Consider the following 26354-nt stretch of genomic DNA (forward strand, 5'->3'; position numbering starts at 1 on the left):
GGCCGCCCTCATCGCGCATCAGCGCCCGCGCGCACCGCCGCCGACCGATGCCCCGGGCCGCCAGGTCGCACCGCACCGCGCCGCGCTCACCGCCCGCGCCCCCGCGGGCCGGCCGCGGCAGGCCGGGCGAGGGCGGGCGCCGCACGAGACGCCGTTCCCGCCGCTGCCGGGACTCCCGCCCCCGCCGGGCGACGGGGAGCGGGGCATCCCCATCCCGTGACCCTGCGGGTCGGCATCCCGTGACCCTTGGGGTCGGCCGTGCCGGTCGGGCGACATACCTGGCGGTCCGCGCCCAGGCTGTGCCGGGTCAGTGATCGGCGGGTCCCGGGGTGGCGGTGGTGGCTCCTCCCCCGGTGCTCGCGCCTCCCCCGGTGCCCGGTCCGGCACCGGCGCCGTGGCCGGACAGGACCAGTTCCTTGGCGCGGCGGAACTCGTCGTCGGAGATGTCTCCGCGGGTGCGCAACTCGGAGAGCTTGGTGAGTTCGTCGGCGTTGCTGGGACCGCTCCCGCCGCCGGCGGCGGTCCGGCGGACGTAGCTGTCGAACGCCTCCTGCCGCGTCTGCGCCTGCGCCAGCTCGCGGTGTCCCATGTCCTTGCCGCGGGCGATGAGGTAGACGAAGACGCCGAGGAAGGGCAGCACGATGACGAAGATCAGCCAGCCCGTCTTGGCCCAGCCGTTCAGGGTGTCGTCGCGGAAGATGTCCAGGACGACCCGGAAGAGCAGGACGAACCACATGATCCACAGGAAGAACCAGAGCATCGTCCAGAACGCGCTCAGCAGCGGATAGTCGTACGCGAGGTACGTCTGCGCGGTCATTGCCGTCCTCCGTCCCGGGCAGCCGCCCACCGTGTACCGCTCGATCGTGTCTGCGGTGCATCGCTCTTCTGCGGTGCACCGCTTTGTCGCTCGATGCCCCCAGCGTGCACGGGGCGGGGGTGTGGCGGCCTCACCCGGGACGGGTGAGCGTGCGGGTCAGTACCGGGCCGCGGTCACCACCCGCTCGACTCGACCACGATCAGCGGCACCATGCCGTTGCGCACGGTCTCCAGGAAGGTGACGATCTCGGCCGCCACCGAGCGGTGCTGCACATCGTTCAGGACGTCGTGGTGGGCCCCGCGGACCACCCCGAGGCGGGCCCGGGGAAGGGACTTGGCGAGCTGGGCGACGGCGTCGCGGTCCGCGAGCGGATCGGCGGCGCCGACGAGGAACAGGGCCGGGACGGCGATGCCGCCGTCGTACGCCGCGGCGAGCAGGGCGTCCGGCACCGGGGTGTCGAGCAGGCCGCGCCGCACCAGGGGGTCCTCGCTGAGGGTGGCCCGGTGGACGGGGCAGGAGGTGCGCACATCCAGCTCGTCCTCCCAGGTGGCGCCCGCCGCCGCGGTACGGGCCGGCACTCCGGCGAGGACGACGGCCCGCGGCAGCCGGGCCGCGGGAAGGTCCGTCCGGGCCAGCAGCGCGGCGACCGCGGCGGCACCGCTGTCGGCGGCGACCAGGACGACGGGCTGGACCACGCCGTCGCCGGACGCGGTGCCCGCGACGGCGTCGGCGATCCGGGCGCCGAAGCGGGCCAGCGACCCGGACAGGTCGTCCGGGTCGAGGTCGGGCGCGTCGACGACGCGGACGCGGTAGGCGTCGGCGGATAGCCGCCTGCCCAGCCGGGCGTAGGTCGCCGGGCTCTCGCCCCGGCCGGGCACCACCACGATCGTGCCGCGGGTGCGGATGCCTTCGGGGGCGTGGTGGTCGGCGTGGCCGGCCGGCTCGACCGGCTCGGTGTACTCGGTCATCTGGTGCTCACACTCCTGTGTGCTCGGGCTCGGTCACGGGCCGCCAGCCCAGGGCGGGCGCCACGTCGGTCGCGATCAGCTCCAGGGCGCGGATCGCGGCGTCGTGGTCGGGGACAGCGGGGTTGAACTGGGTGATCAGGTCGGTCGCGACGGGCAGGACACGCTCCCGCCGGAGCGCGGTCACGATCTCCTCGGGGGCGCCGTGGAAGGTGTGGAACCTGCGCAGCGCCTCCTGCGCGTCCAGGCCCCTGGGGAAGGCGCCGTGCTCGGCCATGCGCTGCGCGGCGCGGTGCACGTCGTCGCCGATCTGCCGCAGCGCGGTGCGCCGGTCCTTCGCCGGGAACACGAACCGGGACAGCCCGATCCGGGGCCGACGCGGCTGCCGCCAGGCGGCGAGGTAGGCGTCCGCCCACGGGCGCTGCACCTCGTCGGTGGGCGCGTCGAACCCGTACGCCGCGCGGTTGAGCAGCAGGTTCGAGCCGCGCCCGGCCGCGTACGCGGCCCCGGCGGCGCTGAACACGCCCTGCCAGATCCGGTCGGTGAAGTCACCGGCCGGCGGCTGGATACGGAAGCCGGGCGAGACCTCCTCGCCTGCCAGGGCGCGGCGCAGCAACCGCAGGCTCTCACTGGTCAGTTCGCGTTTGCGGGTGAGGTCCTTGCCGAATGCGGCGTACTCCGGGCCGCTGGATCCGCTGCCCACGCCGAGTTCCACCCGGCCGCCGCTGAGCGTGTCGACGGTGGCGACGTCCTCGGCGAGCCGCAGCGGGTCCTCCAGCGGCAGGATCGTGACGGCGGTGCCGAGCCGGATCCGGCGGGTGCGGGCCGCGGCATGGGCGAGGAAGGTCCACGGCGATGCCAGCCCGCCGCCGCCCAGCGGTAGGTGGTGCTGGGCGACCCAGCCGACGTCGAAGCCGAGTTCGTCGGCGGCGACGAACAGGTCCTGGGCCTGGCGGTAGGTGCGGGACAGGTCGTCGCCGCGGCCCTGCACATGAGTGAGGAAGCCCAGCCGGAAGCGCGGCGGCGGGCCGGTCGTGGGGTTCTCGCCGGTCTCCGGCGGCTCGCTCACGGGGTTGGCCCTCACACCTGTGCCGGGCGGCTGTGGCGGTTGGCGGGGACCGGCAGACCGAGGTGGCCGCGCAGCGTGTCGGCGGTGTACTCGGTGCGGAACAGTCCGCGCTTCTGCAGCAGCGGCACCACGCCGTCCACGAAGAGGGCGAGGTCGTCGTCGGTACGGAAGGCGAGGTTGATGCCGTCGAAGGTGCCCGCGGCGAACCACCGCTCGATGGTGTCGGCGACGGTCTCCGGCGCCCCGACGAACGGCGACCGGCGGAACTCGCCCACCGAATCGGCCACTTGACGCAACGTCAGGTTCTCGGTCCGGGCCCGCTCGATGATCTTCGCGGCGCCGGTCCTGCCGCCCTTCTCGGCGAGGTGCGCCACGTCCGGGAACGGCGCGTCCAGGTCGTGCACGCTGAAGTCGTAGGCGCCGAAGGAGCGGCCGAGCAACGCGAGGTTGCGGTCGAAGTCGTTGTCCTCCTCGAAGATCTCCCGCTCGCGCCGCCTGGCCTCCTCGTCGGTCGGGGCGACGACCGGGCCGCCGTGGATGAAGATCTTGATGTGCTCGGGATCGCGTCCGTGGGCGGCGGTGCGGCGCTTGACGTCCGCGTAGTACTCCTGGGCCTGTTCCAGCGAGCCGCCGGGCGCGTAGATGCCCTCGGCGACCCGCGCGGCGAGGTCGCGGCCCTCCGCGGAGACCCCGGCCTGGAAGATCACCGGCTGGCCCTGCGGGGAGCGGGAGAGGTTGAGCGGCCCGGCGACCTTGAAGTACTCGCCCTCGTGGTTGAGTTCGTGCAGCTTGGCCGGGTCGAGGAAGAGGTTCCGGGCGACGTCGGCGGGGAAGGCGTCGTCCTCGTAGGAGTCCCACAGGCCCCGGGCGACCTCGACGAACTCCAGGGCCCGGCCGTAGCGGGTGGTGTAGTCGAGGTGCTCGTCGAGCCCGAAGTTGCGGGACACTCCGGTGTCGAAGCTGGTGACCACGTTCCAGCCGGCCCGGCCGCCGCTGATGTGGTCGAGGGAGGCGAATCGGCGGGCCAGGTTGAAGGGCGAGTTGTATGTCGAACTCGCCGTGCCGACCAGCCCGATGTGCCGGGTGTGGGTGGCGACGGCCGACAACAGGGTGAGCGGCTCCAGCCGGTTGAGGTAGTGCGCCGGGTAGGTGGCGTTGATGAACTGGCTGTCGACGATGAACAGGGCGTCGAACAGGGCGTGTTCGGCCGCCTGGGCCTGGCGGATGTAGTAGTTGATGTCGATGCTGGCGTTCTTGGCGACGCGCGGGTCCTTCCACAGGCCGTGCTGTCCGGGGCCGCCGACGCCATAGGGGTGCAGCGCGAGGTGGATCGTGCGGGACATGGCTGTTCCTCTCCGTGGTGTGTTCAGGCGTTCAGCAGCGCGCGCAGTGCCGCGCGGCCGGCCCGGTCGGTGGGTGCCGCGCGGAGCGTGGGGGCGGAGCCGACGAGCAGGCGCGTGTAGGCGTGCCGGGGGTGGTTGACGACGTCCCCGGCGGCCCCGACCTCGACGAGTTCGCCCCGGTACAGCACGGCGATGCGGTCGGAGGTCAGGGCAACGGAGCCGAGGTCGTGGGAGATGAGGACGAGGGCGACCCCGGCGGCGCGCAGCTCCTTGAGGATCTCCAGGATCTGTACGCGGTTGGCGGAGTCGAGGGCGCTGACGGGCTCGTCGAGGATGACCAGGCGTGGCTCGGTGACCAGGGCGCGGGCCACCGCGACGCGCTGCCGCTGTCCGCCGGACAGCTCTCCGGGCAGCCGGTCGAGCAGGTCCGCGGGGAGCCGGACGCGGTCCAGGAAGGCGCGCGCCCGTCGGGTCGCCTCGGCCCGTGGGACGCCCTGGACGAGCAGCGGCTCGGTCAGGGACTCGGCGATGGTGAGGTCGGGGTCGAGACTGCGCAGTGGGTCCTGGAAGACGTACTGGACGACACCGCGGCGGCGCAGCGCGCGCCACTGGCGCCGGCCGTATCCGCAAACGTCCTCGCCGTCGATGCGGACCGAGCCCGCCGAGGCGGGCACCAGGCCGAGCACGGCGCGCGCGAGGGTGGTCTTGCCCGAGCCGGTCTCACCGATGACGCCGACGGTCTCACCGGGGTCGACGGCGAGCGACACCCCCTTCAGCGCGGGCCGGGAGCGGCGGCGCGCGCCGTAGTGGACGTCGAGTCCGGCAATCTCCAGGACCGGGTCGGTCTCTCGCCGCCGGTCGCCGGTCATGATGCCTCCCGGGTCGTCAGGAATGTCTCCAGGCCGTACCGCTCGTGTTCGGCGATGAGCAGCCGGGTGTACTCGTGCCGCGGTTCGTGCAGGACGTGCCGGGTCGGTCCGTGCTCGACCACCTCGCCCTCGCGCAGGACGAGCACCTGGTCGCACAGCTGGGCGACGACGGCCAGGTCGTGCGAGACGACCACCAGGGCGAGGCCGCTCTGGTCGCGCAGGTCGGCGAGCAGGTCGAGGATCTCGGCCTGCACGGTGACGTCGAGGGCCGTCGTGGCCTCGTCGGCGATGAGGACGCGCGGGTCGGCGGCGACGGCCGCGGCGATCAGCACGCGCTGGAGCATGCCGCCGGAGAGTTCGTGCGGGTACTGGGTGTAGACGAGCTCCGGGTCGCGCAGCTGCACGGCGGCCAGCAGTTCGACGGCCCGGTGCCGGGCCGCCCGCCGCTTCAGCCCCTGCTTGACCCTCACGACCTCGGCGATCTGGGGGCCCACCCGAATCGACGGGTTGAGGTAGGACGCCGGGTCCTGGAAGACCGCGCTGATCGTGGCGCCGCGCAGGGCGGTCCACTGCGCGGGCGTCAGGGTCGCGATGTCGGTGCCGGCGATCTCGATGGAACCGCCGGACACCTCGAAGTGCGGCGGCAGGATGCCGAGCGCGGCACGGCAGGTGAGGGTCTTGCCGCTGCCGGACTCGCCGACGATGCCGACCGCCTTTCCGGGGGTCAGCTCGAAGCTGACCCCGTGGACGATCTCCCGGTCGCCGGCCCGGTCGCTGATGCGGACGTCGCGCACGGCTAGCACGGGGGCGGCCGCGGAGCGGCCCGGTCCTTCCTCGGCGGTGGTGCCGGCCGAAGCGGCGGTGGCGGTGGTGTCGGCCGGGGCGGCGGTCGTGCCGGTGGTGTCGGCCGAAGCGGCCGTCGTACCGGCCGGTTCGGCAACGGCACCCGCCGGGCTGCCGCCTGCGGCGTCGGTCGGGCTGCCTGCGGCGTCGGACTGAGCGCCTGCGGTGCGGCTGGGCCCGGTACCGGTGGGCCCGGTGACCGTAGACCCGGTGCCCGTAGACCCGGTGCCCGTCGGCCCGGTACCGGTCGGCCCGGTGACCGTAGACCCGGTGCCGGTCTCTGTGGTGCCGCGGACCGGATCGGGGGCCGTGTTCTTCGACAGGGTCGTCATCGCGTACCTCCGGCGGAGACGGGGTCGGCCGCGGCTCGGCGGTTGGCTCGGGCCTTGCGGGAGTTGACCAGCGCGCGGCCGGCCTCGCCGGAGACGTCGCGGATCGCGTCGGCGAGCAGATTGGCGGCCCAGACGGTCACCATGATCAGCAGTGCGGGCACCACGGGCGCCCACGGCCGGTGGCCGAGGTAGCCCAGGTCCGAGGCGAGCAGCCCGCCCCAGGTCGGCTCGGGCGGCCGCACGCCGATGCCGAGGAAGGTCAGGCTGGAGACGATGACGAAGCCGACCCCGATGGTCTGGGCGAACGCGACGGCCAGGGGCGGCAGCACCTTCACCCACACGTGCCGGCGCACCACCCAGCCGATGGACGCGCCGGAGATGAGCGCCGCCTCCACATACTGCGAGCGGGCGACGGCGAGCGTGGCGGCGCGGGCGACCCGGTAGAAGAGCGGGGCGACCAGCGCGCCCGTGACCAGCATGGCCTGGGTGATGCCATTGCCGAGCAGCGCGATCACGGCGACCGCGAAGAGCAGGAACGGCAGCGCGACCAGTGTGTCGGCGAGGCGCAGGGTGACCCACTCGAAGACCCGGCCGAGGTAGACCGAGAGGATGCCCGGGATCGCGCCGACGACCAGGGCCATCACGGCGACTTCGAGCGATCCGAGCACGCTGACGCGGGAGCCGTCGAGAAGTCGGCTCAGGACGTCACGGCCGAGGTAGTCGGTGCCCAGCCAGTGCGCGCCCGATGCGGCGGCGAGCGTGTTGTCGCTGGTGGCCAGGGGGTTCTGGGGGGCGAGCAGCGGGCCGAGGAGCGCGAGCAGCGCGATCAGGGCGAGAATGCCGACGGCGATCCGGCCGGAGGTCAGGGCGAGGACGCGGCGCACCATGGTCACACCCCCCGCCGGGCGGCCGGCGTGACCCGTGCCAGCACCAGGTTGACGATCAGGTTGAAGGCGACGACCAGGACGATCGACACCACGAGCACCCCTTGCACGGCGGGCACGTCACCGGCCTGCGCGGAGTCATTGGCGAACCGGCCGAAGCCCTGCAGGCCGAAGATCCACTCCGTGACGACGGAGGCCCCGACGAGCGCGGGGAACTTCAGGCCGAGGGTGGCGAGCGCGGGTCCGAGGCCGTTGCGCAGGACGTGTCCGAGGAAGATCCGCCGGGGGCTCAGGCCGCGGACGACCGCGCCGGTCACGTAGTTCTCGTGGTAGGCGGCGATGAGACTCGTACGGAGCTGGCGTGCGACGTCGGCGACGACGTCCAGGCTGAGCGCCAGCGCGGGCAGGGTGATGTGGGCGAGCCAGGGGCCGATCCCCTGCCGCGCCGGGACGTATCCGGCGGACGGGAACAGATGGAATCCGACCGCGAGGACGCCCACCAGGACGATGCCGACGACGAACGCCGGCATCACCGAGATCACCGTGACGCATCCCGTGATCGCCCGGTCGATCCAGGTGGTGCGGCGCAGCGCCGCGACCGTGCCGAGGACGAAGCCGGCGAGCACGCCGAGGATCAGGGCGAACGTCGCGATCGACAGGCTCACACCGAGGCCGAGGCCGATGAGCGTGGAGATGTCGGCCCCGTTGACCCAGCTGGTGCCGAGCTGTCCGTGCAGCACACCGGTGAACCAGTCCCAGTACTGCGTCAGGAACGGCCGGTCCAGGCCCCATTGGGCCTCGACCCGCTGGATCGCCTCGGGAGTCGCCTCCTCGCCGAGCTGGATCCGTGCCGGGCTGAGCCCGCTCAGTGACCGGAGCGCGAACGTCACGAACGTCGCGACCAGGAACACGGGCACGAAGATCCCGATCGACCGGGCGACGGTGGCCAGGACCCGGCCGAGCCCGTGCCGTGCCCGGATCGCGGCGGCCCCTCGGCGGCGGGCCGGTGTCGCCGGTGCCGCGATCGTCGTCATGGGGATCGCCCCCTCTCTGTTGCTGTCTGTCGTGGACGTGGTGTCGGTGCCGGGCGGGCGGGTCAGCTGCCGCCGATGGTCACGCCGGTCCAGTCGATGTGTGCCGGATTCCTGGGCAGGTCCGAGACCGACTTGCTCTTGGCGAAGAGGTTCGGCGAGGAGTACGTGAACACCAGGGCCCTGCTCTGCAGACCGGCCCGGGTCGCCGCCTGGAGGACCTTCGGGTAGTCCGGCGCGTCCAGCGGCGTCCGGCGTACCTTGCCGACGGCCGCCGCGAAACCGGCGGGCTGGTACGGCGAGCTGAGGTTCAGCGGGCCGTTCGGGCCGAAGTGGGCGGTGAGCGTCTGCACGGCGGAGTCGCGGCCCGTGGTGGCGTACAGCGAGAAGGTCAGGTCCTTGGCGAAGAACGGCGTGGCCCAGTTCTTGTCGATCTTGATGGTGACCTTGATGCCGACCGCGGCGAGCTGCGACTGGACGATCTCGGCCGCGGGGTCCTCGGCGGGGATGACGAGGTCGAGTTTGATGTCACCGCTGCGGTGGCCGGCCTCGGCGAGGAGTTGCCTCGACTTCGCGGGGTCGTACGGGTAGGCGTCGGCCGACCGCGGGTCGTAGGCGACGTATCCCTTCGGGAACGGCTGGTCGGTCGCCTCCCCGTAGCCGAAGGTCAGTTTGTCGACGAACTCCTTGCGGTTGACGGCGTAGCGCACGGCGTCCACGACCTTGTCGTCGTCGAACGGGGCCTTGTTGACGTTGAGGCTGATGTTGGAGGCGTTGAACCCCGGCTGAATGAAGACGTCCAGGCCGGCCTGCTTCGCGGTCTTCGCCTGACTGGGGTCGATGTCCGCGAAGTTGTAGACACCGGTCTGCAGGCCGGAGACCACGGTGGCGGCGTCGGGGGCGGAGGTCAGCTCGACGTTGTCGATGTGGATGTTCTTCGCGTCCCAGTAGTGCGGGTTCTTCTTCAGCAGCACCTTGGTGCCCGGCACCAGCTGTTCGACGACGAACGGTCCGGCACCAACCGGGTTCTGGTCCAGCTTCGACGGGTTCGCGGCGGCCTTGGGGCTGGCGATCTGTAGCACGCGTTCGCCGAGCAGTTGCGGGATCTGGTAGTCCACCTGGGTGAGGTGGACGACGGCGTCGAGTCCCTTGGCGTCGACCGACTCGATGGAGGTGAGGTCGCCGAAGAGCGCCGAGTTCTTCTGCTTCTTGGCCCGCTCGATGGCGGCCTTGACCGCGCTCGCGTCGACCGGTGTGCCGTCGCTGAACTTCAGGCCGGGGCGGAGGTGGAAGGTGATCCGGTCGCCCTTGTCGTTGTACTTCCAGCTCTCGGCGAGGTCGGGGACGGCCTTGCCGCTCGCGTCCGTGCGGGTCAACGAGGCGTATACGAGGGCGAGTTCACGGAACTGGGCGCCGCTGCCGGCGACCACCGGGTCCCAGTGGGCGGGGAAGTAGGAGGAGGCCCACTTCAGTGTGGCGTTGCCGGACGCGGAGGCGGCGTCGCCGGCGCAGGCGCTCAGGGCGGGGGCGAGCAGGGCGAGGAAGGCGGCGGCGAGGGCGGTGAGCCGCGGGCCGCGGGCCCGTCGGGCCGGTCTGGCGTCGGCTGTGGGACGGCGGAGGGCGAATCGTGCGGGCATCTCACTCTTTCTGTGACGGGTCCCGGCCCGAGGTGGGCGGAGGGGGCGCGCGGGACGGCCCGGTGGGCGGGCGGGGGCGTCGGCGCGCACTCGGGCAGGCGGGACCGGGGAGGCTTGGAGGCACACGTCGGGCGCCGCCGAGGGCGGCGGGCAGGGCTGGCTCACCGCCGGGCGGGTTCAGGGTGCCGAGCGCATGCCACACGGCAGGGGGAACTGGCGCGGGAAGGGCGGGCGCGGACGCGCCCGCACCCAACGGTGCCGACGAGTAAGGCCGTCGGCGGCCGACGCCTGTGGGCGGTGGTGGACGGCGATCAGCGACAGAGGGCGCTACAAGTGCGCCGCAGGTCCACGTAGCGGCACACCACACCGGGGTGCGTCGTGAGCATGCTGCTCATCCTGGGGCCAGCCGCAAGCCACTGTCAATGGACACCAATTGATGTCTCATTCGGTGGAACGGTTCGGGAGGGACGATGCAGGAGGGACAGTTCGGGAGGGACAGTTCGGGAGGGACGGTGCGAGCAGGACGGGCCGCTCGCGGACCCGGCGCCGGCCGAGCCCCGGCACCGCCGGCGCGATCACATCGATCACCGCGAACAGGGTGAGCCCGCAGGAGAGGTAGCGGGTCGGCTCGAACAGCAGGCCGGAACCCGCCGCCGTCCAGGGCGACCCGCGCGTGTCCACCCGGGCGAGGAGCGCCACGGCCCACGCGGCGACGGCGGCGAACCGGGGTACGGGCGGCGCACGGAACGGCCCCCTGACGTGGATCAGGGGGCCTGCGGGTCCGGGCGGGCGGGGGCCCGCCGCGAGTGGCGCCCGCCCGCCGGCAGCCGGCGGCACAGGACACCTCAAGGCGTCCTGATGCGGGTCAGTCCGCCTGCTGCTCCTTGTCCAGCACATACAGCTCGGGCAGGTTGACGACGATCGCCTCCTGGGTGCTGCGGGCGATGACCACGACCGCCTCGGTGTCGATGCTGGGGTTCTCCTCGCGGTGCGGCACGAACGGCGGTACGAAGACGTAGTCGCCGGGTGCCGTGCGGATCCGGATCTCCTCGGGTGTCCCCGAGGCGTCGTCGAGGAAGACGAACTCCGGGTTGCCCGCGACGATGTGGATGGCGGTCTCCGAGGCGCCGTGGTGATGGTTGGAGGAGGCGGTGCGGGGCGAGACATGGGTCTGGCCCATCCAGATACGCTCCGATCCGACGGTGCCGCCGCTGATGGCGGCGAAGCGGCGCATGCCCTCGGTCTGCGCGGTGCCGCCGTCGAGCGCGTCGGCGCGGATGTGGTGCAGTCGCGCCCGCAACGGCAGGACGGGACCGGCGGGCCGGGTGAGGTCGGGGTGGAACGCGTCGTGCTCGCCTTCCTGGCAGGGCGCGGCGGCGGGGGGTGTCTCGTGCGAGGTCATGGCTGTTCCTGCTCGTCGAAGGTGCGGGTGCGGCCGGGTCGGCCCATACGCACGGCCGGGGCGGAAGGGATCGGGCAGCCTCGACGGTGGGGATACGTGGACGAGCGCGCGGCCACGTGTTCGCCGTCCGGCCGTCGGCGAGTACGCGCACGATGAGTACGCGCACGATCCTGCGGCGACGGTAGAGAGCCCGCCAAATGGATGTCAAGATGTGTCCAATGCCGCTCGCCCGTTCGGCGACCGGGACGCGGACCGGCGCCGCGGCGGGCGACCGACCACACGGAAGACGGTGCAGATGCATATCTCGGCGAAGGCCGACTACGCGGTCCGGGCTCTGGTGGAGCTGGCCGCGGACAGCACGCGTCCCCTGACCTGTGAGGGGATCGCCGCGGCCCAGGAGATCCCGTTCCGGTTCCTCAAGTCCGTCTTCCGCGATCTGCGGGCCGCCGGACTCGTACGCAGCCAGCGCGGTTGCGAGGGTGGTTACTGGATCGGCCGGGACGCCGGCCGGATCACGGTGGCCGAGGTGATGACGGCGGTGGACGGGACGTTCTTCACGGTGCGCGACGAGACCCCGGCCGACCTGGTGTATCCCGGCACGGGTCGGGCGGTGCCCGGCCTGTGGCAGGACGTGGAGGCCGTCGCCCTGGCGCTGCTGCGGCGCACCACGATCGCCGAACTCGCCCGGCGGGGTGCGGCGGGCGAGGAGGCCGGTGCCGAAGCCCGGCGGCGGGCGGTCGGCGTATGACGGGTGCGCCGCCGGACGCCGAACCCCTGGCCTCAGAACCTCTGGCCTCCAAGCCTCTGGTCGCCGACCCCCTAGTCTCAGAACCCCTGGCCTGCGAACCCCTGGTCGTGGTCACCGAGTTCACCGACCCCGCCTGCCCGTGGGCGTGGGGCTCCGAGCCGGCCGTACGACTGCTGCGGACGGTCTTCGGCGACCAGCTGCGGTGGCGGCGGGTGTTCGGCATCCTCTTCGACGAGACCGACGACCCGGCGCCCGATCCCGCGGCCGAGGCACGCTGGTACGAGGGTTTCGTGCGGGACGTCACCGCGCACACGGGCGCGCCGCGCCCGGCGCGGCTGCACTGGCTGACCCGGACGAGCTGGCCCGCCTCCGTCGCCGCCAAGGCCGCCGAGCGGCAGGGCGCCGAGCCGGCCGAGCGGGTGCTGCGCCGGCTGCGGGAGAGCACGTTCGTCACGGGGACGCCCGCGGACTCGGCGGCGGGCGTGGCCTGGGCGGTGCACGGAATCCCCGGGCTCGACACCGACGTCCTGCGCGCCGACTCGGCCTCGGCCAAGGCACGGGCGGCCGTCGCGGCGGACCATGCCGAGACCCGCAGACCGTGCCGCGAGGTGCGGCTGCTCGACGCCCCGGGACCGCATCCGGGCCGGGCCAAGGAACTGGCCGACGGCGTGCGCTACGCCCTGCCCACGCTGCTCTTCGACGGCCCCGGCGGACGGGTCTGCGTACCGGGCTGGCGTCCGGCGCGCACCTACCTGGACGCGGCCCGGACCGCGGCCGGCACCGCGTTGCGTACGGCGGGACCGGTGCGGGCCGAGGCGGCGCTGGAGCGGTGGCGTACCCTGACGCTGCCCGAGCTGGAACTGCTCACGGGCGGGCGCACTCCGCCGGCCGACGCGGTCGAACTCACCACGGCGCACGGGGTGTTGTGGCTCCATCCGAGGGAGGCGGCCGGCCATCCGGCGCTGCGCGAGCCGCACCCCGAGGCACCGGCTCCGGCGGGACCGGACAAGCCGGGAGGAGGCGGTGCGGGTCTCGCCGAATGAGACACCGATAAGTGTCCATTGACAGGGCCGTGACGACACCGTGAGGATGTGGACCATGCATCCGCAGCACCCCGGCGTCGTCTGTCGTTACGTCGACTACCGACGCACCTCCAGCGCCCTGTGTCGCTGAGCGACGGCGTCGGCCCGGCGCCCGACGGGCCTGCCGCTTCGCGTCCGACCGGTTGACCATCGCACCCGCCCGTCCACGGGCGACGCAACCGCGGGCCACCTCGCCCCGGGCCTGACCGTCCCCCCGGACACCGGCGCCCGCAGCGCCACCCGGGGCGGGCCGTACCGGCACCCCGCCGGATCCCACCTCCCGCGCATCACCCGCCCCGACCGGCCCGCCGCCGCGCCGTCCGGGCGCCCGTGACGGCCGATGACTCCCACCCGCCCCCGCACCGCACCGGCCCGGTCCCAGGGCCGGCCGCCGCCATGCCCGAAGGGAAGCCGTGTGACCGCCTCCGCAAGCCCCCGCCTCACTCCCCGCCCCGCCGGCCCCGAAGCCGCCGAGATCCTGCGCAGCACCCTGCGGCGCCATGCCGCGGGCGTGACCGTGATCACCGTCCCCGGCCCGGCCGGCTTCACCGCGACCTCCTTCACCTCGGTGTCCCTGCGGCCCGCGCTGGTCTCCTTCTGCGTCGGACTGACGGCTTCGGCGGCCCCGGCCGTACGGACGGCGGACCGGTTCGCGGTGCACCTGCTCGGCACCCGGGACACCGCCCTCGCCGACCGGTTCGCCACCAGCGGCATCGACCGGTTCGCAGGGGTCGCCTGGCGCCGCGACGCCGCGGGAGTGCCGCTGCTCGACGGTGTGAGCGCCTGGCTCACCGCGCGGGTCACCTCGCGCCAGACCCTCGGCGACCACCTCCTAGTGGTGGGCCAGGTCGACGACGGCACCGTCGTCGACGAGGCCACTCCGCTGGTCCACCACGCCGGTTCCTTCGCCTCGGCGCTGCCGCTTGCCTGACCACACGTCCCGGGCGCGGGCGCCTCGAACGGGGCGTTGTCCCCGGCCGGACTGAGTACGCGTGCTCAGGACGCGGGCCCGAACGGCTCCTACGGTGGCTCCCGACGGGCGGCCACGGACCGTACGGACCGCGGGACTTCGGGGGAACCATGAGCGTCGGCAACCACCACTACGGCAACCACCACTACGGTTACCACCACTACGGTTACCACCACCACGCGTACCCCGTGGCCCCCGCTCCCGAGCGGTGGCCGGCCGCCTACCTCACCGTGGTGGGGCTGCTGGCCGGCCTCGGCGCCCTGGTCGACGCCTTCGTCTTCTACCTCTCGATCTTCGCCACGGACAACTGCTCGACCGAGAACCCTGCCTTCCGGTGCACGACGTCCGGGATCCTCACGATGCTGGGGCTGCCCTGGTTCGGTCTGCTCCTGGCCGTGGCCGCCTCAGTGGTGCCCGGCCTTGTCGTGTACCGCGGCGGGGGTTCGCCGTGGTGGTTCCTGCCACTCGGGGCCGTGCTGTACGTGGCGTCGCTGGCCGGGACCTGGCTGGTGATGACGTCCTGACCGGCCCCCGCGTCAGCAGAACGGCAGGGAAGGCGGCAGGCAGCGTGCGGCGGTCCGGTCGCGCCCGTGCTCGCGCGCCCGTCCGTCGCGGTGCACTGTGGGAGGCATGTTCTCCACGCAGCGGCTGTTCGCTCGGCCGTGGCAACCGTGGCGGCCGAGCCGCCTGCTGCTGTTGGTCCCGGTGGGACTCATCGTCGTGATCACGGTGACCGACATCGTGTCGCCCGCCGACATCGTGCTCGGCCCGCTGCTGGTCATCGCGCCCGCGGTCACCGCGTGGTTCGAGGGCCCGGTGCTGACGGCGATCGTGGGTGCCACCGCGGCAGGGGCCCAGGCGTTCATCGGCTGGCATTCCGGCATCCTGTGGTCGCGGAACACCCTGGTGCAGATCTTCGCCCTGCTCGTGCTGTCGCTCCTGATCGTGGTGTTCAGCGCGGTCCGTGAGCGGCGCACCCGGGAACTGGCCCAGGTGCGGTCCGTCGCCGAGGCGGCCCAGCGGGTGCTGCTGTGGCCGCTGCCCCATCGGCTCGGCACCCTGCAACTGGCCTGCGTCTACCTGGCCGCCGAGGAGGAGGCCGAGATCGGCGGCGACCTGTACGCCGCGGCCCGCGGCACGGAGGGCACCCGAGTGGTCATCGGTGACGTACGGGGCAAGGGGCTGTCGGCCGTCGGGGAGGCGGCCCTCCTGCTCGGCGCGTTCCGCGAGGCCGCGCACCACAACGCGGCGCTGCCCGAGCTGGCCGCCTCGCTGGAGCAGAGCGTGACCCGCTATCTGGCCGATTTCGAGCCCACGGAGGAGGCGGGGGAACGGTTCGCCACCGTTCTCCTGCTGGAGATCCCCGACCACGATCCGGTCGCCCGGCTGACCAGCTGCGGTCACCCGGCACCGCTGCTGCTGAGCGCCGGCCGCTCGGCGACCGCCGCCGACCTGGTTCCCTCGCCTCCGCTGGGGGTCGGCCTGACCGACCCCGGTGACATCACGGTGGCCGTGCTGCCGTTCGCCGTCGGGGACACGCTGCTGCTGTACACCGACGGGGTGGTCGAGGCCCGCGATCCCGGCGGCGTCTTCTACCCCCTCACGGAACGCGTCGCCCAGTGGGCCGGGCACTCCCCGCAGGCCCTGCTCCACCACATCCGGCGCGATCTGCTCGCCCACACCGGCGGCCGGCTCGGCGACGACGCCGCCCTCATCGCCATCCGCCGCACTCCTGCCGCAGCCCACCCCGCCAAGCGGTAGCCGTTGCGGTGGTCGGCTCTTTCCTCGCTGATCCGACCGTGTCCCCGGGGACGACGGGCGGTCACCCGACTCCGCAGAGAGCATGGTCGATGAGTTGCAAGATGGCTCGGTCCTGATCGTCCTGCCGCTCGTCGCCGGGCCTCCATGTGTTCGTGGAGGTCGCGACCGCGCGGCGGCCGTCGGCGGTGACGCCAGCTGTGGAGATGAAGCCGGGCATGGTCCCGCCGTGGTATCAGATGCCGTCCTTGCACCCTTTGGCAGGTCGCCGGTAGATCCCGAGACCGTAGCGGGCGCCGGGCTCGATGTCCCGCATGTCTTTGGCCTCGACGGTTTCCTTCATGTGCGCCAGTTGGGCGGGGCGTACATGTGCGCCAGTTGGGCGGGGCGTAGCAGCCGTCCGCCCAGCAGCGCACGGAAGAAGGTGTTCACATCCGCCGTCGTGCTGATGAGAGGGGTGTCCGACCCGTGCGCTCCCGACGTGCGGACCCGAGCGAGAAAGGTAAGAGAAATGTAAGAGGACCCGGACCCGTGTCGACCCGTTCCACCTGCGCGGACACACGGAGGGTCACCACACCCCACAGCCTTGGCGGCCGGATCGGGATGCCACTCCCAGGGACCAGGTTCACCCTGATGGAGGCGCGGCATGGCCCCACGGCACATGCCCGACCCAGGGGGGCATCCGTCGACCCACGGGAGTCACCATGACCTTCACCTTCCGCAGCCGCACTGTCCGGACGGTCGCCGCCGGCGCCCTGACCGTGGCGCTGGTGTCCGCCGGCTCGGCGGCGGCCCAGGCCGCCGCCGACCCGAGCCCGAAGCCCACCACGACGCACAGCGACGCGCCAATACTCGCCTCGCTCACGGCCGAGGTCAGTCCGACCAGCGTGAAGCCCGGCGAGGAGATCCGGATCACCGGTCGCAGCACCGGTCTTCTGGTCGGCGCCCCGGTGACGCTGCAGCAGGAGAAGCACGGCCAGTGGACCACGCTCCAGATGAGCTCCACGGTCAAGAACGGCGACTCGTACACCCTCACCACCCGGCCCACCGCGATGGGCACCCAGCACTACCGCGTGATGTCCGGCACCACACACTCCCCGGCCGTCTCCGTGACGGTGAAGTAGGGCCCGGCGGGGCGGTTTTCCACCGTTCCGGAACCGAGCCCGCACACCGGCCGCCGGCACCGCGCGTGGCGGCGGCCGGTCCATGGGGGCCGCGCACCGGGCATTGCCACGGTGGTCCCATGACCGGTTGTCACACGGGGAAAATCCAGCTCATCACTCCGCAAATCGCTCACTAGATCGGTGTAACCTGCACGGCCGCCGGGCCGCGAAGAGATCTAACGTCCGGAATGTACGCGGGCCGCAACGCACTCGGACCAGAAAGGCATCCAGGCACCCATGCCCATTCCGGATACCGGCGTCCTGCCGGAAGCAGACCTAGACACCCTCATCGCCTCCCCCCAAGTCCTCCCCCAGCCCGCCGACACGCTGCTCGTGCCGGTCGAGGAACTACCCGCGGCGGAGTCGTCCCCGGACGCGGTCCACCGCCGCGTGCGCGACGAGCTGATGCTCGACGGCAACGCCCGGCTCAACCTCGCCACCTTCGTCACCACATGGATGGAGCCGCAGGCGCGCCATCTCATGGCCGAGACCGCCGAGAAGAACCTCGCGGACCGCGCCGAGTACCCGCAGATCACGGCCATGGAGGAGCGCTGCGTCCGGATGCTCGCCCGGCTGTGGCACGCGCCGCACCCGGAGCGGGTGCGCGGCTGCTCCACCACCGGCTCCAGCGAGGCGGCCATGCTCGGCGGCCTCGCGCTCAAACGCCGCTGGCAGGCCCGTCGCCGCGCCCAGGGCAAGGACGCCACCCGTCCGAACCTGGTGATGGGCGCGAACGTCCAGGTGTGCTGGAAGAAGTTCGCCAACTACTTCGAGGTGGAGCCGCGTTACGTCCCGATGGAGCCGGGCCGCTACCACCTCACCCCCGACACCCTGACCGCCTACTGCGACGACAACACCATCGGGGTGGTGACCGTCCTAGGCTCCACGTTCGACGGCTCCTACGAGCCCGTCGCGGACATCTGCATGGCCCTCGACGGCTACCAGGCCGCCACCGGCACCGACATCCCCGTGCACGTCGACGGCGCCTCCGGCGCGCTGGTGGCACCCTTCCTCGACCCCGGCCTCATGTGGGACTTCCAGCTCGAACGCGTCGCCTCCGTCAACGCCTCGGGGCACAAGTACGGACATGTCTTCCCCGGCCTCGGCTGGGCGCTGTGGCGGGACGCCGAGGCCCTCCCCGACGAGCTCGTCTTCGAGGTGGACTACCTCGGCGGCACCTCCCCGACGTTCACCCTCGCCTTCTCCCGCCCCGGCGCCCCTGTCGTCGCCCAGTACTACAACTTCCTGCGGTACGGCTTCGACGGGCTGCGGAACCTGGCCCGCCAGAGCCGCTCGACGGCCCGCGCACTGGCCGCGCGGATCGCCGGCATCCCGCCGTACGAACTGGTCACGGACGGCTCCGAACTCCCGGCCTTCGCCTTCCGGTTGGCGCCCGGCACCTCGGACTTCACGGTCTTCGACGTGTCCCAGGCGATGCGTGCCCGCGGCTGGCACCTGCCCGCCTACACCTTCCCCGCACCCTGCCAGGACGTCTCCGTGCTGCGCCTGGTGGTGCGCACCGGCTTCACCGCCGAACTGGCCCGGCTGTTCGTCTCCGACCTGTCACAGGTGACCGCGCAGCTCCGGATTCCCGACCCGCGTCGGCGCACCGCGACGCTCCGTACCGCCGTCGCGACCTGATTCCCTGTCCCGCGTCCCACGCAGCCCGTCCGGGGCTTGACGGACGGGTACCGGACCGTCCCGTCGCCGCGACCCGCGCCACAGGTCGCGGCGACCGGCCTGGCGGGAAAGGATCCCTACCGACCGGCCGGAATGTCGGCGTGGTGGCAGCGCACACACATCAGCTGATACCTATGAACTCCCACCACATATTCGCCTGACCTGCTTCTTCCTACGGTGTGCCGACACACATCCGTCCCCACCGCACTTGAGGAAGTGGCGTACATGGCCTCCGCAGCATCCGCTCCACCGACACCCGCCAAGCTCCCCCGCATCGTCGCCGCCAGCCTCATCGGCACCACCATCGAGTGGTACGACTTCTTCCTCTACGGCTCGGCCGCCGCGCTCGTCTTCAACAAGCTGTTCTTCCCGGACTCCGACCCGCTCGTCGGCACCCTGTTGTCGTTCCTCACCTATGCGATCGGGTTCGCGGCGCGACCGCTCGGCGCCCTGGTGTTCGGGCACTACGGGGACCGGCTGGGACGGAAGAAGCTGCTGGTCATCAGCCTGCTGATGATGGGCGCCTCGACCTTCGCCATCGGTCTGCTGCCGACCCACGCGAGCGTCGGAACCGCGGCCCCGGTGCTGCTGACCCTGCTGCGGCTCGTCCAGGGGTTCGCCCTGGGCGGCGAATGGGGCGGCGCCGTGCTGCTGGTGTCCGAGCACGGGGACGCCCGGCGGCGCGGGTTCTGGGCCTCGTGGCCGCAGACCGGCGCGCCGGCCGGCCAGTTGCTGGCGACCGGTGTGCTCTCGCTGCTCACCACGCTGCTGTCGGACTCCGCGTTCGGCAGCTGGGGCTGGCGCATCCCGTTCCTGCTCTCGGGCGTGCTGGTCGGCATCGGCCTGTGGATCCGCCTGTCCGTCGACGAATCGCCCGTGTTCAAGGAGGCGTTGGCGAAAGCGGAGGCCCGCAAGGCGACGGAGACGACCGACCCGGAGAAGCTGCCGCTCGTCTCCGTGCTGCGCAACCACTGGCGCGACGTGCTGGTGGCGATGGGCGCGCGGATGGCGGAGAACATCAGCTACTACGTGATCACCGCGTTCATCCTCGTCTACGCCACCACCTCGGCCGATGTCTCCAAGCAGACGGCCCTGAACGCGGTGCTCATCGGGTCGGCCGTGCACTTCGCGGTCATCCCGCTCTGGGGCGCGCTGTCGGACCGGATCGGGCGCAGGCCCGTCTACCTGCTGGGCGCGGTCGGGATCGGCCTGTGGATGTTCCCGTTCTTCGCCCTCATCGACACGTCCTCGTTCGGCAATCTGATCCTGGCCGTGACCGTGGGCCTGGTGCTGCACGGCGCGATGTACGCGCCGCAGGCCGCCTTCTTCTCCGAGATGTTCGCGACCCGGATGCGCTATTCCGGCGCCTCCATCGGCGCCCAGTTCGCCTCCGTCGCGGCCGGTGCCCCGGCGCCGCTCATCGCCACCGCGCTGCTCTCCGAGTACGACAGCTCCACGCCGATCGCGCTGTACGTGATCGCGGCGGCCGTGCTGACGCTGGTGGCCATCGTCGTGGCGAAGGAGACCCGGCACCGGGACCTCGCCGATCTCGAATCCGAGGCCGCGGCCGGCCAGGAGCAGTCCACGGACCAGGCGGCGGACGCCCGCACCGTCTGAACCGCGCCCGACCCGCTCCCTTCGGTTCGCGCTGACCCCGTACGGACGCCCGTACGGGGTCAGCGCCGTACGGGGTCAGTGCTATGACGGCGCGGCCAGCCGGTGCAGACGCAGGGCGAGTTGGATCTCCAGCGCGCGGGCCGGGTCATGCCAGTCGTCGCCGAGGAGCTGAGACACCCGGTCGAGCCGCTGGGCGACCGTGTTCACATGGACATGGAGCTCGTCCTTGGTGCGGGCCGGGCTCATACCGCAGGCGAAGTACGCGTCGAGCGTGCGCAGCAACTGCGTACCGCGCCGCTCGTCGTACTCCGCCACGGGGCCGATGGTGCGCTCGACGAAGCCGGTCACGTCCCGCTCGCCGGCGAGGAGCAGCCCGAGGAAGCCGAAGTCCTCGGCCGCGCCGCCGTCTGCACACCGGCCGAGCAGGCGCAGCGTGTCGAGGCAGCGACGTCCCTCGGCGTAGGCGGCGGCCACGGCCTCGGGGCGGGCGAGGAGGCCGGTGACCGGGGCGGACGCTCCCACCGTGACCGGCTCGTGGACGGCCGTACCGAGGTGGCGGGCGGTGCGGCGGGCCACGTCGGTGGCGGTGTCGCCGGGGCCCAGCGGCAGCAGCAGGACGGTGCCGCCGTCGCGGGCGGCGGCGAGGCCCTGCCGGGTCGCGGCGAGGTGGGCGGCGGCAGCGCCCAGGCGGCGGCGGGTGGCGGCCTCGTGTTCGGCGTCGGCCACCGGCCCGCCGAGGCGGGCGGCCAGAACCACATGCACGGCGTCGAGGTCGGCGTGCAGCCGGGACGCGCGGTCGCGCAGCAGGCGCGGGTCACGGTCGCGGGCGTCCAGGAGGTCGTCGAGGAGTTCGCCGCGGACCCGCTGCTCGGCGTCGGCGGCCGAGCGGCGGGCGAGCAGGAGCAGCGAGGTGACCGTCGCGGCGCGCTCCAGGGTGCGCTGGTCGACGGGGTCGAGTCCGGGGTGGCCGCGCAGCACCAGCGCGCCGAGGAGTTCCCCGCCGGCGGCGACCGCTGCGATCCAGTCGGCGCCGTGGGCCACCGCGTGGCCCTCCGCCCGGGAGGCATCGAGCGCCCCTGCCGGTGCGTCGCCGGTCTCGGTGAACTCGACGGTGCCCGCCAGGACTTGGGAGACCGCGGCGGCCACGTCATGGACCCCGCCGCCGTGCAGGACGAGTTCGGCGAGCCGGTCGTGGACGTCCGAGGCCCGCTCGATCACCGCGCTGCGGTCCTGGATGATCTCGTTGGCCCGCTCCAGCTCGGCCAGGGCCGAACGGGTCTCGGTGAGCAGGTTCGCGGTGTCGATCGCGGCGGCGGCGAGCGCGGCGAACGAGCCGAGCAGCGCGATCTGTTCCCGTTCGAAGACCCGTGCCCGGCGGTCCGCGGCGAACAGGACGCCGATGACATGCGGACCGAGCATGAGCGGAACGCCGAGGATGGCGACCAGGCCCTCGTCGCGCACGCCCGCGTCGATGGTGAGCGTGTGCCGGAAGCGGTCGTCCTTGAAGTAGTCGTCGGTGACATACGGGCGGGCGGTCTGGGCGACGAGCCCGCCGAGCCCCTCCCCCATGGCCAGGCGCAGCTGCTGGAAGCGGGCGGCGACCGAGCCCTCGGTGACCCGCATATAGGTGTCGCCCCGGGCCGGGTCGTTGAGGCTGAGGTAGGCGATATCGGTGCCGAGGAGCGAGCGGGCGCGCTGCACGATCGCCTGTAGGACGGCGTCCACGTCCCGCAGTCCCGCGAGGTCGTGGGCGGTCTCGAAGAGGGCGGACAGCTCCGCCTCGCGGCGCCGTCGGCCCTCCAGTTCCGCGCGGACCCTGAGCGCGATGAGCTTGGCCCGCTCCAGCGCGGCGATCCGGTCGGTGGGCCGGCCCGCGGCGCGGGCGAGCAGCACCGGCTGCTCGTACGCCTCGGCCGGGGCGCCACGGGCCAGCAGGTCGAGGAACGGCGTCCCGGCGTCGCCGTCCTGCGGGACGGCGGTACCGGCCGGGAGCCCGGCGGCGGTGGCGGGCCGTCCGGTGGAGTGCAGGTGATCGCGAGACATGCTCACAGGATTCCGCATCGCCCGTCCGTCCCGTCCGGCCTGTGGAAAACTCCCCGGCCCTCGGTCGCCGGGCGGGTCAGTGAGCCGTCCAGCCGCCGTCGAGCACCAGCGAGGTGCCGGTGACGAAGGCGGCCCACGGGCCGCAGAGATAGCCGACGGCCTCGGCGACCTCCTCCGGTTCGATGAGCCGCTTGACGGCGCTGTCCTGCAGGAGCACCTCGGTCAGCACACGTTCCTCGGGGATGCCGTGGGCCTGTGCCTGGTCGACGATCTGTTTCTCGACCAGGGGGGTGCGCACATAGGCGGGATTCACACAGTTCGAGGTGACCCCGTGGGGCGCGCCCTCCAGCGCGGCCGTCTTGGACAGGCCCTCCAGACCATGTTTGGCGGCCACATAGGCCGACTTGTAGGCGGAGGCGCGCAGACCGTGGACGGAGGAGATGTTGACGATACGGCCCCAGCCCTGACCGTACATGTGCGGCAGGGCACCCCGGATGAGCCGGAACGGGGCCTCCAGCATCACGGTCAGCACGGTGTGGAAGACGTCGGGCGGGTACTCCTCGATGGGGCGGACCAGCTGCAGCCCAGCGTTGTTGACCAGGATGTCGATACCGGCGGCGGCGTGCTCGGCGGCGTCGAGGTCGGTGAGATCCAGGACCTGCGGTTCGACCGTGCCCGCCAGCTCTCGGGCCCGCTCGGCCAGCGCGTCCAGGCCGGCCGCGTCCCGGTCGACGGCGCGCACCTTGGCGCCGGAGGCCGCGAGTCGCAGCGCGCAGGCGCCGCCGATGCCGCCCGCCGCGCCGGTGACGAGGGCGGTGCGGCCGGAGAGGTCGAGCGAGGGGGTGTGCGGACCGGGCAGGGAGCTGGGCGAGGTCATACCTCGACCCTAAGCAGCGCCCCGACCCGGCCACATGTGGTCACACCCCATACTTCATTCAGAACTCGTAGGGACAAACCATGTGGGTTCGTCGGACAGGGCCTGTTTGATCCGGAACAGTTGGCGTTCGTTCATCGTCGGCATGGCGTCCACCTCGAACCATCCGACCTCAAGGGACTCGTCGTCGTTGACGCGCGCCTCGCCGCCGACGGCCCGGCAGCGGAAGGTGAGGTCCATGAACTGGCAGATGTCGCCGTTGCCGTAGGTGACCACGTCACCGGACTTCACCATCACGACCCGTTCCGGGACGCACCGGACGGCGGTCTCCTCGTACACCTCGCGCACGGCGCAGTCGGCCGGCTGCTCGCCGGGGTCCGGGATACCCGACGGCACCGCCCACTTGTGGTTGTCCGCGCGCCGGCCCAGCAGCACTCTGCCGCGTTCGTCGAGGACGACGGCGCTGACGCCCGGAAGCCACAGCAGCTGGTGGCCCGCCGAGGCCCGGATGGTACGGATGAAGTCAGGAGTACCCATGAACCCGACCCTAATGGGCCCGGTCGTGTTCCTCCCGCGCTAGCGGCGGGGCGTGCGACGGGCGGCGGGACGCGTCGGTGGCGCGCCGGGCGCGCACACCGGCGCCGATCGCCCAGCCGAGCCCGCCCGCGGCGACCAGCACGAGGGCGATCTCGGGCAGGATGCCCAGCCGGGTGGCGGGGGTCTGCGAGGAGCGCAGCGGGATCTTCTGGACCAGGTAGTCCGCCACGAACATGCCGGTCTTCTGGGTGATCTTCCCGTCCGGCATGATCACCGCGCTGACGCCGCTGGTCACCGGCACGGTCACGGTGCGGCTGTGCTCCACGGCGCGGACCCGGGACATGGCGAGCTGCTGATAGGTCATCTCGCTGCGGTCGAAGGTCGCGTTGTTGCTCGGCACGGAGATCATCTGTGCGCCGTGGGTGACCGTGTCCCGCACGACCCAGTCGAAGGCGGCCTCGTAGCAGGTCGCGAGGCCGACCTCGGTGCCGCGGATGTCGAAGACACCCGGCTCGGTGCCCCGGCTGAAGTCCTGGCGGACCATGGCGGTCCAGGTGCCGTTGATCGCGCCGATGAGCGAGCGCAGCGGCAGGTACTCGCCGAACGGCTGGATCTGCCGCTTGTCATACGTCTGTGTGGGCCCCTTGGCCGGGTCCCACAGGATCTGCTCGTTGAACAGTCTGCCGTTCCGCTCGACGACGCCGCCGACCGAGATGGGCACGCCGATCGCCTTGGCCGCGTCGTCGATGACGAGGCCGGCGTCGGGGTTGGCGAAGGGGTCGATGTCGGAGGAGTTCTCCGGCCACAGCACGAAGTCGGGCCGGGCGACCTTGCCCGCCTTGACGTCGGCGGCCAGTTTCCTGGTCTCGCGCGCGTGGTAGTCGAGCACGGCGCGGCGCTGGGCGTTGAACACCAGGCCGGCACGCGGCACATTGCCCTGGATGACCGCGACGGTCACCGCGCCGTCCTCGGCCTTGTCGCTCACCAGCGGCCGGGCGGCCAACGCCCCCGCCACCGGTACGGCCACGCTCAGCAGGGCCGCGGCGGCGGTCCCCCGGCGGACGACCCGGGTGCGGCGGCCCTCGACGGCGACGCGTACGGCCTCGTACAGGCCGAACCCGCACAGGACGACGGCGAAGCCGAGCACGGGGGTGCCGCCGACCGCGGCGAGCGGCAGGAAGACGCCGTCCGCCTGGCCGAACGCGATCTTTCCCCAGGGGAAGCCGTGGAACGGTACGCGCGCGCGTACCGCCTCGTCCGCCACCCAGAGGGCCGCCGCCCACACCGGCCAGGCGGGCAGCTTCGAGACCACGGCGACGCCGAGCCCGACCAGCGCGATGAAGACCGCCTCCACGGCGACCAGGGCGAGCCAGGGCCCGGGGCCGACCTCCACGCCGGTCCATACCAGCAGCGGCAGCAGGAAGCCGAGACCGAAGAGGTAGCCGAGGCCGAGGGCCGCCCGCCAGCGGCGGCCGCGCAGCACCCAGCCGAAGCCGGCGAAGGCGGGCAGGGCGAGCCACCACAGTGTGCGCGGGGGGAAGCTGACGTAGAGCAGCACTCCGCAGAGCGCCGAGACGGCGGCCGGGACCAGACGCAGCAGCCGGGAGCCGGGCGTGGGCCATGGCCATGGCCGCGGCCGGACCCGGTCCGGCCGGTCCACGGATGTTGCGGTGACGGTCACCCCGGGAGTGTACGGCGGGTGACCTTGCCGCAGACAGCGCGGTCCGGGTACGGGGGGGGCGACGCCGTGGGGGCAGCGGGGCAGACGTCCGCGTCCGGATCTGAAGCAGACAAGGGGCGCGGGCACGAATGCGGACGCCGTCAGCGGCAGACGACATGCTTCCGATGTGCCGGACATCGTGGTGCTCGTCGTGGTGCCAGACATCGTGGTGCCGGGTGCCCGCACCATGTGGTTCCTGATCACCACGGCGGCGTGGGACGGCCGTCCCGAGGTGTCCTGCTCGCGGTACTCGCCATGGCCGTGGGCTGTGCCTGGGGCCGGATCTCCGGGGCGCTGCGCCCGCCGCCGCGCCCTTCGCCGGGGCGCTCGCCGAGCCGGCGAAACGGTGCGTCCCGGCAGCGGCGGCAGGCTCAGTGGGCGGTACCCGGTGTGATCGTCCGCAGCCGGGCCTTGATCACCCGGACCGCGGACTCCGCGTTGTCCACAGTGATCGTGAACGTGTGGCCGTCCCACAGTCGGAGCACCACGCCCTCGCCGCGGCGCACGACGACGGCGGTGCCCTTCTCGGGCCGCCAGCGGTACCCCCAGCCGCCCCAGTGGCGCGGGGTGACATGCGGGGCGAACTCGGCGCCGGCGACATGGCTGAGCGGGATACGGCGGCGGGGCAGCCCGATGTGGCCGCAGCGCACTTCGAGGGACTCCTGGTCCAGCTTCAGGTCGACGTGCACGAACGCGAGGGTGCCGAAGAGGACCAGCAGCCCGGCCGCGATACAGCCGACGACGGACATGACGAGCGGGGCGATGCCGGAGGTCCAGGCGGACTCCACGGCGAGTTCGATGCCGAGGGCCATGCAGGCCGCGCCGACGAGCGCGAGCAGCCACTGGACCCGGTTGGTGGCGCGGCCGGTCCACACCTCGGGGTGCGAGGCGTCGGTGGTGTCCTCGTCGTGGGAGTGGTCCTGCATGGCTACGAGGTTACTCAGGATTCGCTGCGCGGTGTGTGCGTTGG

Annotated in this window: 24 protein-coding genes and 1 pseudogene; 9 read left to right on the top strand and 16 right to left on the bottom strand. The window is 72.6% G+C overall.

Going from position 1 to position 26354, the window contains the following annotated elements; translation table 11 throughout:
* Positions 1 to 220: pseudogene (locus tag ACWEKM_RS25295) on the top strand (hypothetical protein); the annotation flags it as partial.
* 87 nt (positions 221 to 307) lie between these two features.
* Here the strand turns inward: ACWEKM_RS25295 and ACWEKM_RS25300 are convergent.
* The 11 genes from ACWEKM_RS25300 to ACWEKM_RS25350 all read right to left on the bottom strand — a co-directional run bounded on the left by ACWEKM_RS25300 (position 308) and on the right by ACWEKM_RS25350 (position 11192).
* Positions 308 to 817 carry an SHOCT domain-containing protein gene (locus ACWEKM_RS25300; RefSeq protein ID WP_451623502.1) on the bottom strand — a complete coding sequence of 170 codons (510 nt, stop codon included), beginning with the start codon at positions 815 to 817 and terminating at the stop codon, positions 308 to 310.
* 173 nt (positions 818 to 990) lie between these two features.
* On the bottom strand, positions 991 to 1785 hold the full coding sequence (locus ACWEKM_RS25305; protein ID WP_451623503.1) for a serine aminopeptidase domain-containing protein: 795 nt from the start codon (positions 1783 to 1785) through the stop codon (positions 991 to 993).
* A 7-nt stretch (positions 1786 to 1792) separates the two neighbouring features.
* Positions 1793 to 2851, bottom strand: a complete 1059-nt coding sequence (locus ACWEKM_RS25310) for an LLM class flavin-dependent oxidoreductase (protein ID WP_451623504.1) — start codon at positions 2849 to 2851, stop codon at positions 1793 to 1795.
* 11 nt (positions 2852 to 2862) lie between these two features.
* Positions 2863 to 4194, bottom strand: coding sequence for an NtaA/DmoA family FMN-dependent monooxygenase (locus tag ACWEKM_RS25315; protein WP_451623505.1), 1332 nt, complete (start codon positions 4192 to 4194; stop codon positions 2863 to 2865).
* Positions 4195 to 4217: 23 nt separating this feature from the next.
* Positions 4218 to 5063 carry an ABC transporter ATP-binding protein gene (locus ACWEKM_RS25320; protein WP_451623506.1) on the bottom strand — a complete coding sequence of 282 codons (846 nt, stop codon included), beginning with the start codon at positions 5061 to 5063 and terminating at the stop codon, positions 4218 to 4220.
* Positions 5060 to 5866, bottom strand: coding sequence for an ABC transporter ATP-binding protein (locus ACWEKM_RS25325; protein ID WP_451623545.1), 807 nt, complete (start codon positions 5864 to 5866; stop codon positions 5060 to 5062). Before ACWEKM_RS25325 ends, ACWEKM_RS25320 begins: the two co-directional genes overlap by 4 nt.
* A 368-nt stretch (positions 5867 to 6234) precedes the next feature.
* The gene (locus ACWEKM_RS25330) at positions 6235 to 7125 is read right to left on the bottom strand and encodes an ABC transporter permease (RefSeq protein WP_451623507.1); all 891 of its coding nucleotides are present in this window, start codon (positions 7123 to 7125) and stop codon (positions 6235 to 6237) included.
* Positions 7126 to 7127: 2 nt separating this feature from the next.
* Positions 7128 to 8156 carry an ABC transporter permease gene (locus ACWEKM_RS25335; RefSeq protein WP_451623508.1) on the bottom strand — a complete coding sequence of 343 codons (1029 nt, stop codon included), beginning with the start codon at positions 8154 to 8156 and terminating at the stop codon, positions 7128 to 7130.
* A 62-nt stretch (positions 8157 to 8218) separates the two neighbouring features.
* On the bottom strand, positions 8219 to 9790 hold the full coding sequence (locus tag ACWEKM_RS25340; protein ID WP_451623509.1) for an ABC transporter substrate-binding protein: 1572 nt from the start codon (positions 9788 to 9790) through the stop codon (positions 8219 to 8221).
* A gap of 441 nt (positions 9791 to 10231) precedes the next feature.
* Entirely contained in the window at positions 10232 to 10627 is a 396-nt protein-coding gene (locus ACWEKM_RS25345) for a hypothetical protein (protein WP_451623510.1), read from the bottom strand.
* Positions 10628 to 10655: 28 nt separating this feature from the next.
* Positions 10656 to 11192 (bottom strand): cupin domain-containing protein, encoded by a 537-nt coding sequence (locus ACWEKM_RS25350; RefSeq protein ID WP_451623511.1) that lies wholly within the window; start codon positions 11190 to 11192, stop codon positions 10656 to 10658.
* Between the two features lie 295 nt (positions 11193 to 11487).
* Between ACWEKM_RS25350 and ACWEKM_RS25355 the strand changes: the two genes are divergently transcribed.
* The 8 genes from ACWEKM_RS25355 (at position 11488) to ACWEKM_RS25390 (ending at position 20210) form a co-directional block, all read left to right on the top strand.
* On the top strand, positions 11488 to 11940 hold the full coding sequence (locus ACWEKM_RS25355; RefSeq protein ID WP_451623546.1) for an RrF2 family transcriptional regulator: 453 nt from the start codon (positions 11488 to 11490) through the stop codon (positions 11938 to 11940).
* The gene (locus ACWEKM_RS25360) at positions 11937 to 12983 is read left to right on the top strand and encodes a DsbA family protein (RefSeq protein ID WP_451623512.1); all 1047 of its coding nucleotides are present in this window, start codon (positions 11937 to 11939) and stop codon (positions 12981 to 12983) included. Before ACWEKM_RS25355 ends, ACWEKM_RS25360 begins: the two co-directional genes overlap by 4 nt.
* A 454-nt stretch (positions 12984 to 13437) precedes the next feature.
* Positions 13438 to 13953, top strand: a complete 516-nt coding sequence (locus ACWEKM_RS25365) for a flavin reductase family protein (RefSeq protein WP_451623513.1) — start codon at positions 13438 to 13440, stop codon at positions 13951 to 13953.
* Positions 13954 to 14102: 149 nt separating this feature from the next.
* Positions 14103 to 14516 (top strand): hypothetical protein, encoded by a 414-nt coding sequence (locus ACWEKM_RS25370; RefSeq protein WP_451623514.1) that lies wholly within the window; start codon positions 14103 to 14105, stop codon positions 14514 to 14516.
* A gap of 106 nt (positions 14517 to 14622) precedes the next feature.
* Positions 14623 to 15753: a PP2C family protein-serine/threonine phosphatase gene (locus ACWEKM_RS25375; RefSeq protein WP_451623515.1), complete on the top strand. Its 1131-nt coding sequence runs from the start codon at positions 14623 to 14625 to the stop codon at positions 15751 to 15753.
* Between the two features lie 701 nt (positions 15754 to 16454).
* A complete protein-coding gene (locus ACWEKM_RS25380; RefSeq protein ID WP_451623516.1) occupies positions 16455 to 16874 on the top strand; it encodes a hypothetical protein in 420 nt (139 codons plus the stop codon).
* Between the two features lie 276 nt (positions 16875 to 17150).
* Positions 17151 to 18554, top strand: coding sequence for a glutamate decarboxylase (locus ACWEKM_RS25385; protein ID WP_451623517.1), 1404 nt, complete (start codon positions 17151 to 17153; stop codon positions 18552 to 18554).
* Between the two features lie 264 nt (positions 18555 to 18818).
* Positions 18819 to 20210, top strand: coding sequence for an MFS transporter (locus tag ACWEKM_RS25390; RefSeq protein ID WP_451623518.1), 1392 nt, complete (start codon positions 18819 to 18821; stop codon positions 20208 to 20210).
* Between the two features lie 81 nt (positions 20211 to 20291).
* Here the strand turns inward: ACWEKM_RS25390 and ACWEKM_RS25395 are convergent, their stop codons facing one another.
* The 5 genes from ACWEKM_RS25395 to ACWEKM_RS25415 form a co-directional block, all read right to left on the bottom strand.
* Positions 20292 to 22253 (bottom strand): helix-turn-helix domain-containing protein, encoded by a 1962-nt coding sequence (locus tag ACWEKM_RS25395; protein ID WP_451623519.1) that lies wholly within the window; start codon positions 22251 to 22253, stop codon positions 20292 to 20294.
* 76 nt (positions 22254 to 22329) lie between these two features.
* Positions 22330 to 23130, bottom strand: coding sequence for a 3-hydroxybutyrate dehydrogenase (locus ACWEKM_RS25400; RefSeq protein ID WP_451623520.1), 801 nt, complete (start codon positions 23128 to 23130; stop codon positions 22330 to 22332).
* A gap of 54 nt (positions 23131 to 23184) precedes the next feature.
* On the bottom strand, positions 23185 to 23664 hold the full coding sequence (locus tag ACWEKM_RS25405; RefSeq protein ID WP_451623521.1) for an NUDIX hydrolase: 480 nt from the start codon (positions 23662 to 23664) through the stop codon (positions 23185 to 23187).
* A 10-nt stretch (positions 23665 to 23674) separates the two neighbouring features.
* On the bottom strand, positions 23675 to 25345 hold the full coding sequence (gene lnt, locus ACWEKM_RS25410) for an apolipoprotein N-acyltransferase (RefSeq protein ID WP_451623522.1): 1671 nt from the start codon (positions 25343 to 25345) through the stop codon (positions 23675 to 23677).
* 410 nt (positions 25346 to 25755) lie between these two features.
* The gene (locus ACWEKM_RS25415; protein WP_451623523.1) at positions 25756 to 26310 is read right to left on the bottom strand and encodes a hypothetical protein; all 555 of its coding nucleotides are present in this window, start codon (positions 26308 to 26310) and stop codon (positions 25756 to 25758) included.
* Positions 26311 to 26354 lie beyond the last annotated feature (44 nt).

The sequence above is a fragment of the Streptomyces sp. NPDC004752 genome, from assembly GCF_053601275.1.

Bases quoted from the DNA above. Each gene is read 5' to 3' on its own strand.
- ACWEKM_RS25405 (WP_451623521.1), bottom strand. From the start codon at position 23,664: ATGGGTACTCCTGACTTCATCCGTACCATCCGGGCCTCGGCGGGCCAC.
- ACWEKM_RS25305 (WP_451623503.1), bottom strand. From the start codon at position 1,785: ATGACCGAGTACACCGAGCCGGTCGAGCCGGCCGGCCACGCCGACCAC.
- ACWEKM_RS25360 (WP_451623512.1), top strand. From the start codon at position 11,937: ATGACGGGTGCGCCGCCGGACGCCGAACCCCTGGCCTCAGAACCTCTG.
- ACWEKM_RS25370 (WP_451623514.1), top strand. From the start codon at position 14,103: ATGAGCGTCGGCAACCACCACTACGGCAACCACCACTACGGTTACCAC.
- ACWEKM_RS25395 (WP_451623519.1), bottom strand. From the start codon at position 22,253: ATGTCTCGCGATCACCTGCACTCCACCGGACGGCCCGCCACCGCCGCC.
- ACWEKM_RS25320 (WP_451623506.1), bottom strand. From the start codon at position 5,063: ATGACCGGCGACCGGCGGCGAGAGACCGACCCGGTCCTGGAGATTGCC.
- ACWEKM_RS25315 (WP_451623505.1), bottom strand. From the start codon at position 4,194: ATGTCCCGCACGATCCACCTCGCGCTGCACCCCTATGGCGTCGGCGGC.
- ACWEKM_RS25380 (WP_451623516.1), top strand. From the start codon at position 16,455: ATGACCTTCACCTTCCGCAGCCGCACTGTCCGGACGGTCGCCGCCGGC.
- ACWEKM_RS25355 (WP_451623546.1), top strand. From the start codon at position 11,488: ATGCATATCTCGGCGAAGGCCGACTACGCGGTCCGGGCTCTGGTGGAG.
- ACWEKM_RS25390 (WP_451623518.1), top strand. From the start codon at position 18,819: ATGGCCTCCGCAGCATCCGCTCCACCGACACCCGCCAAGCTCCCCCGC.
- ACWEKM_RS25300 (WP_451623502.1), bottom strand. From the start codon at position 817: ATGACCGCGCAGACGTACCTCGCGTACGACTATCCGCTGCTGAGCGCG.
- ACWEKM_RS25400 (WP_451623520.1), bottom strand. From the start codon at position 23,130: ATGACCTCGCCCAGCTCCCTGCCCGGTCCGCACACCCCCTCGCTCGAC.
- ACWEKM_RS25340 (WP_451623509.1), bottom strand. From the start codon at position 9,790: ATGCCCGCACGATTCGCCCTCCGCCGTCCCACAGCCGACGCCAGACCG.
- ACWEKM_RS25335 (WP_451623508.1), bottom strand. From the start codon at position 8,156: ATGACGACGATCGCGGCACCGGCGACACCGGCCCGCCGCCGAGGGGCC.
- ACWEKM_RS25385 (WP_451623517.1), top strand. From the start codon at position 17,151: ATGCCCATTCCGGATACCGGCGTCCTGCCGGAAGCAGACCTAGACACC.
- ACWEKM_RS25330 (WP_451623507.1), bottom strand. From the start codon at position 7,125: ATGGTGCGCCGCGTCCTCGCCCTGACCTCCGGCCGGATCGCCGTCGGC.
- ACWEKM_RS25415 (WP_451623523.1), bottom strand. From the start codon at position 26,310: ATGCAGGACCACTCCCACGACGAGGACACCACCGACGCCTCGCACCCC.
- ACWEKM_RS25375 (WP_451623515.1), top strand. From the start codon at position 14,623: ATGTTCTCCACGCAGCGGCTGTTCGCTCGGCCGTGGCAACCGTGGCGG.
- ACWEKM_RS25350 (WP_451623511.1), bottom strand. From the start codon at position 11,192: ATGACCTCGCACGAGACACCCCCCGCCGCCGCGCCCTGCCAGGAAGGC.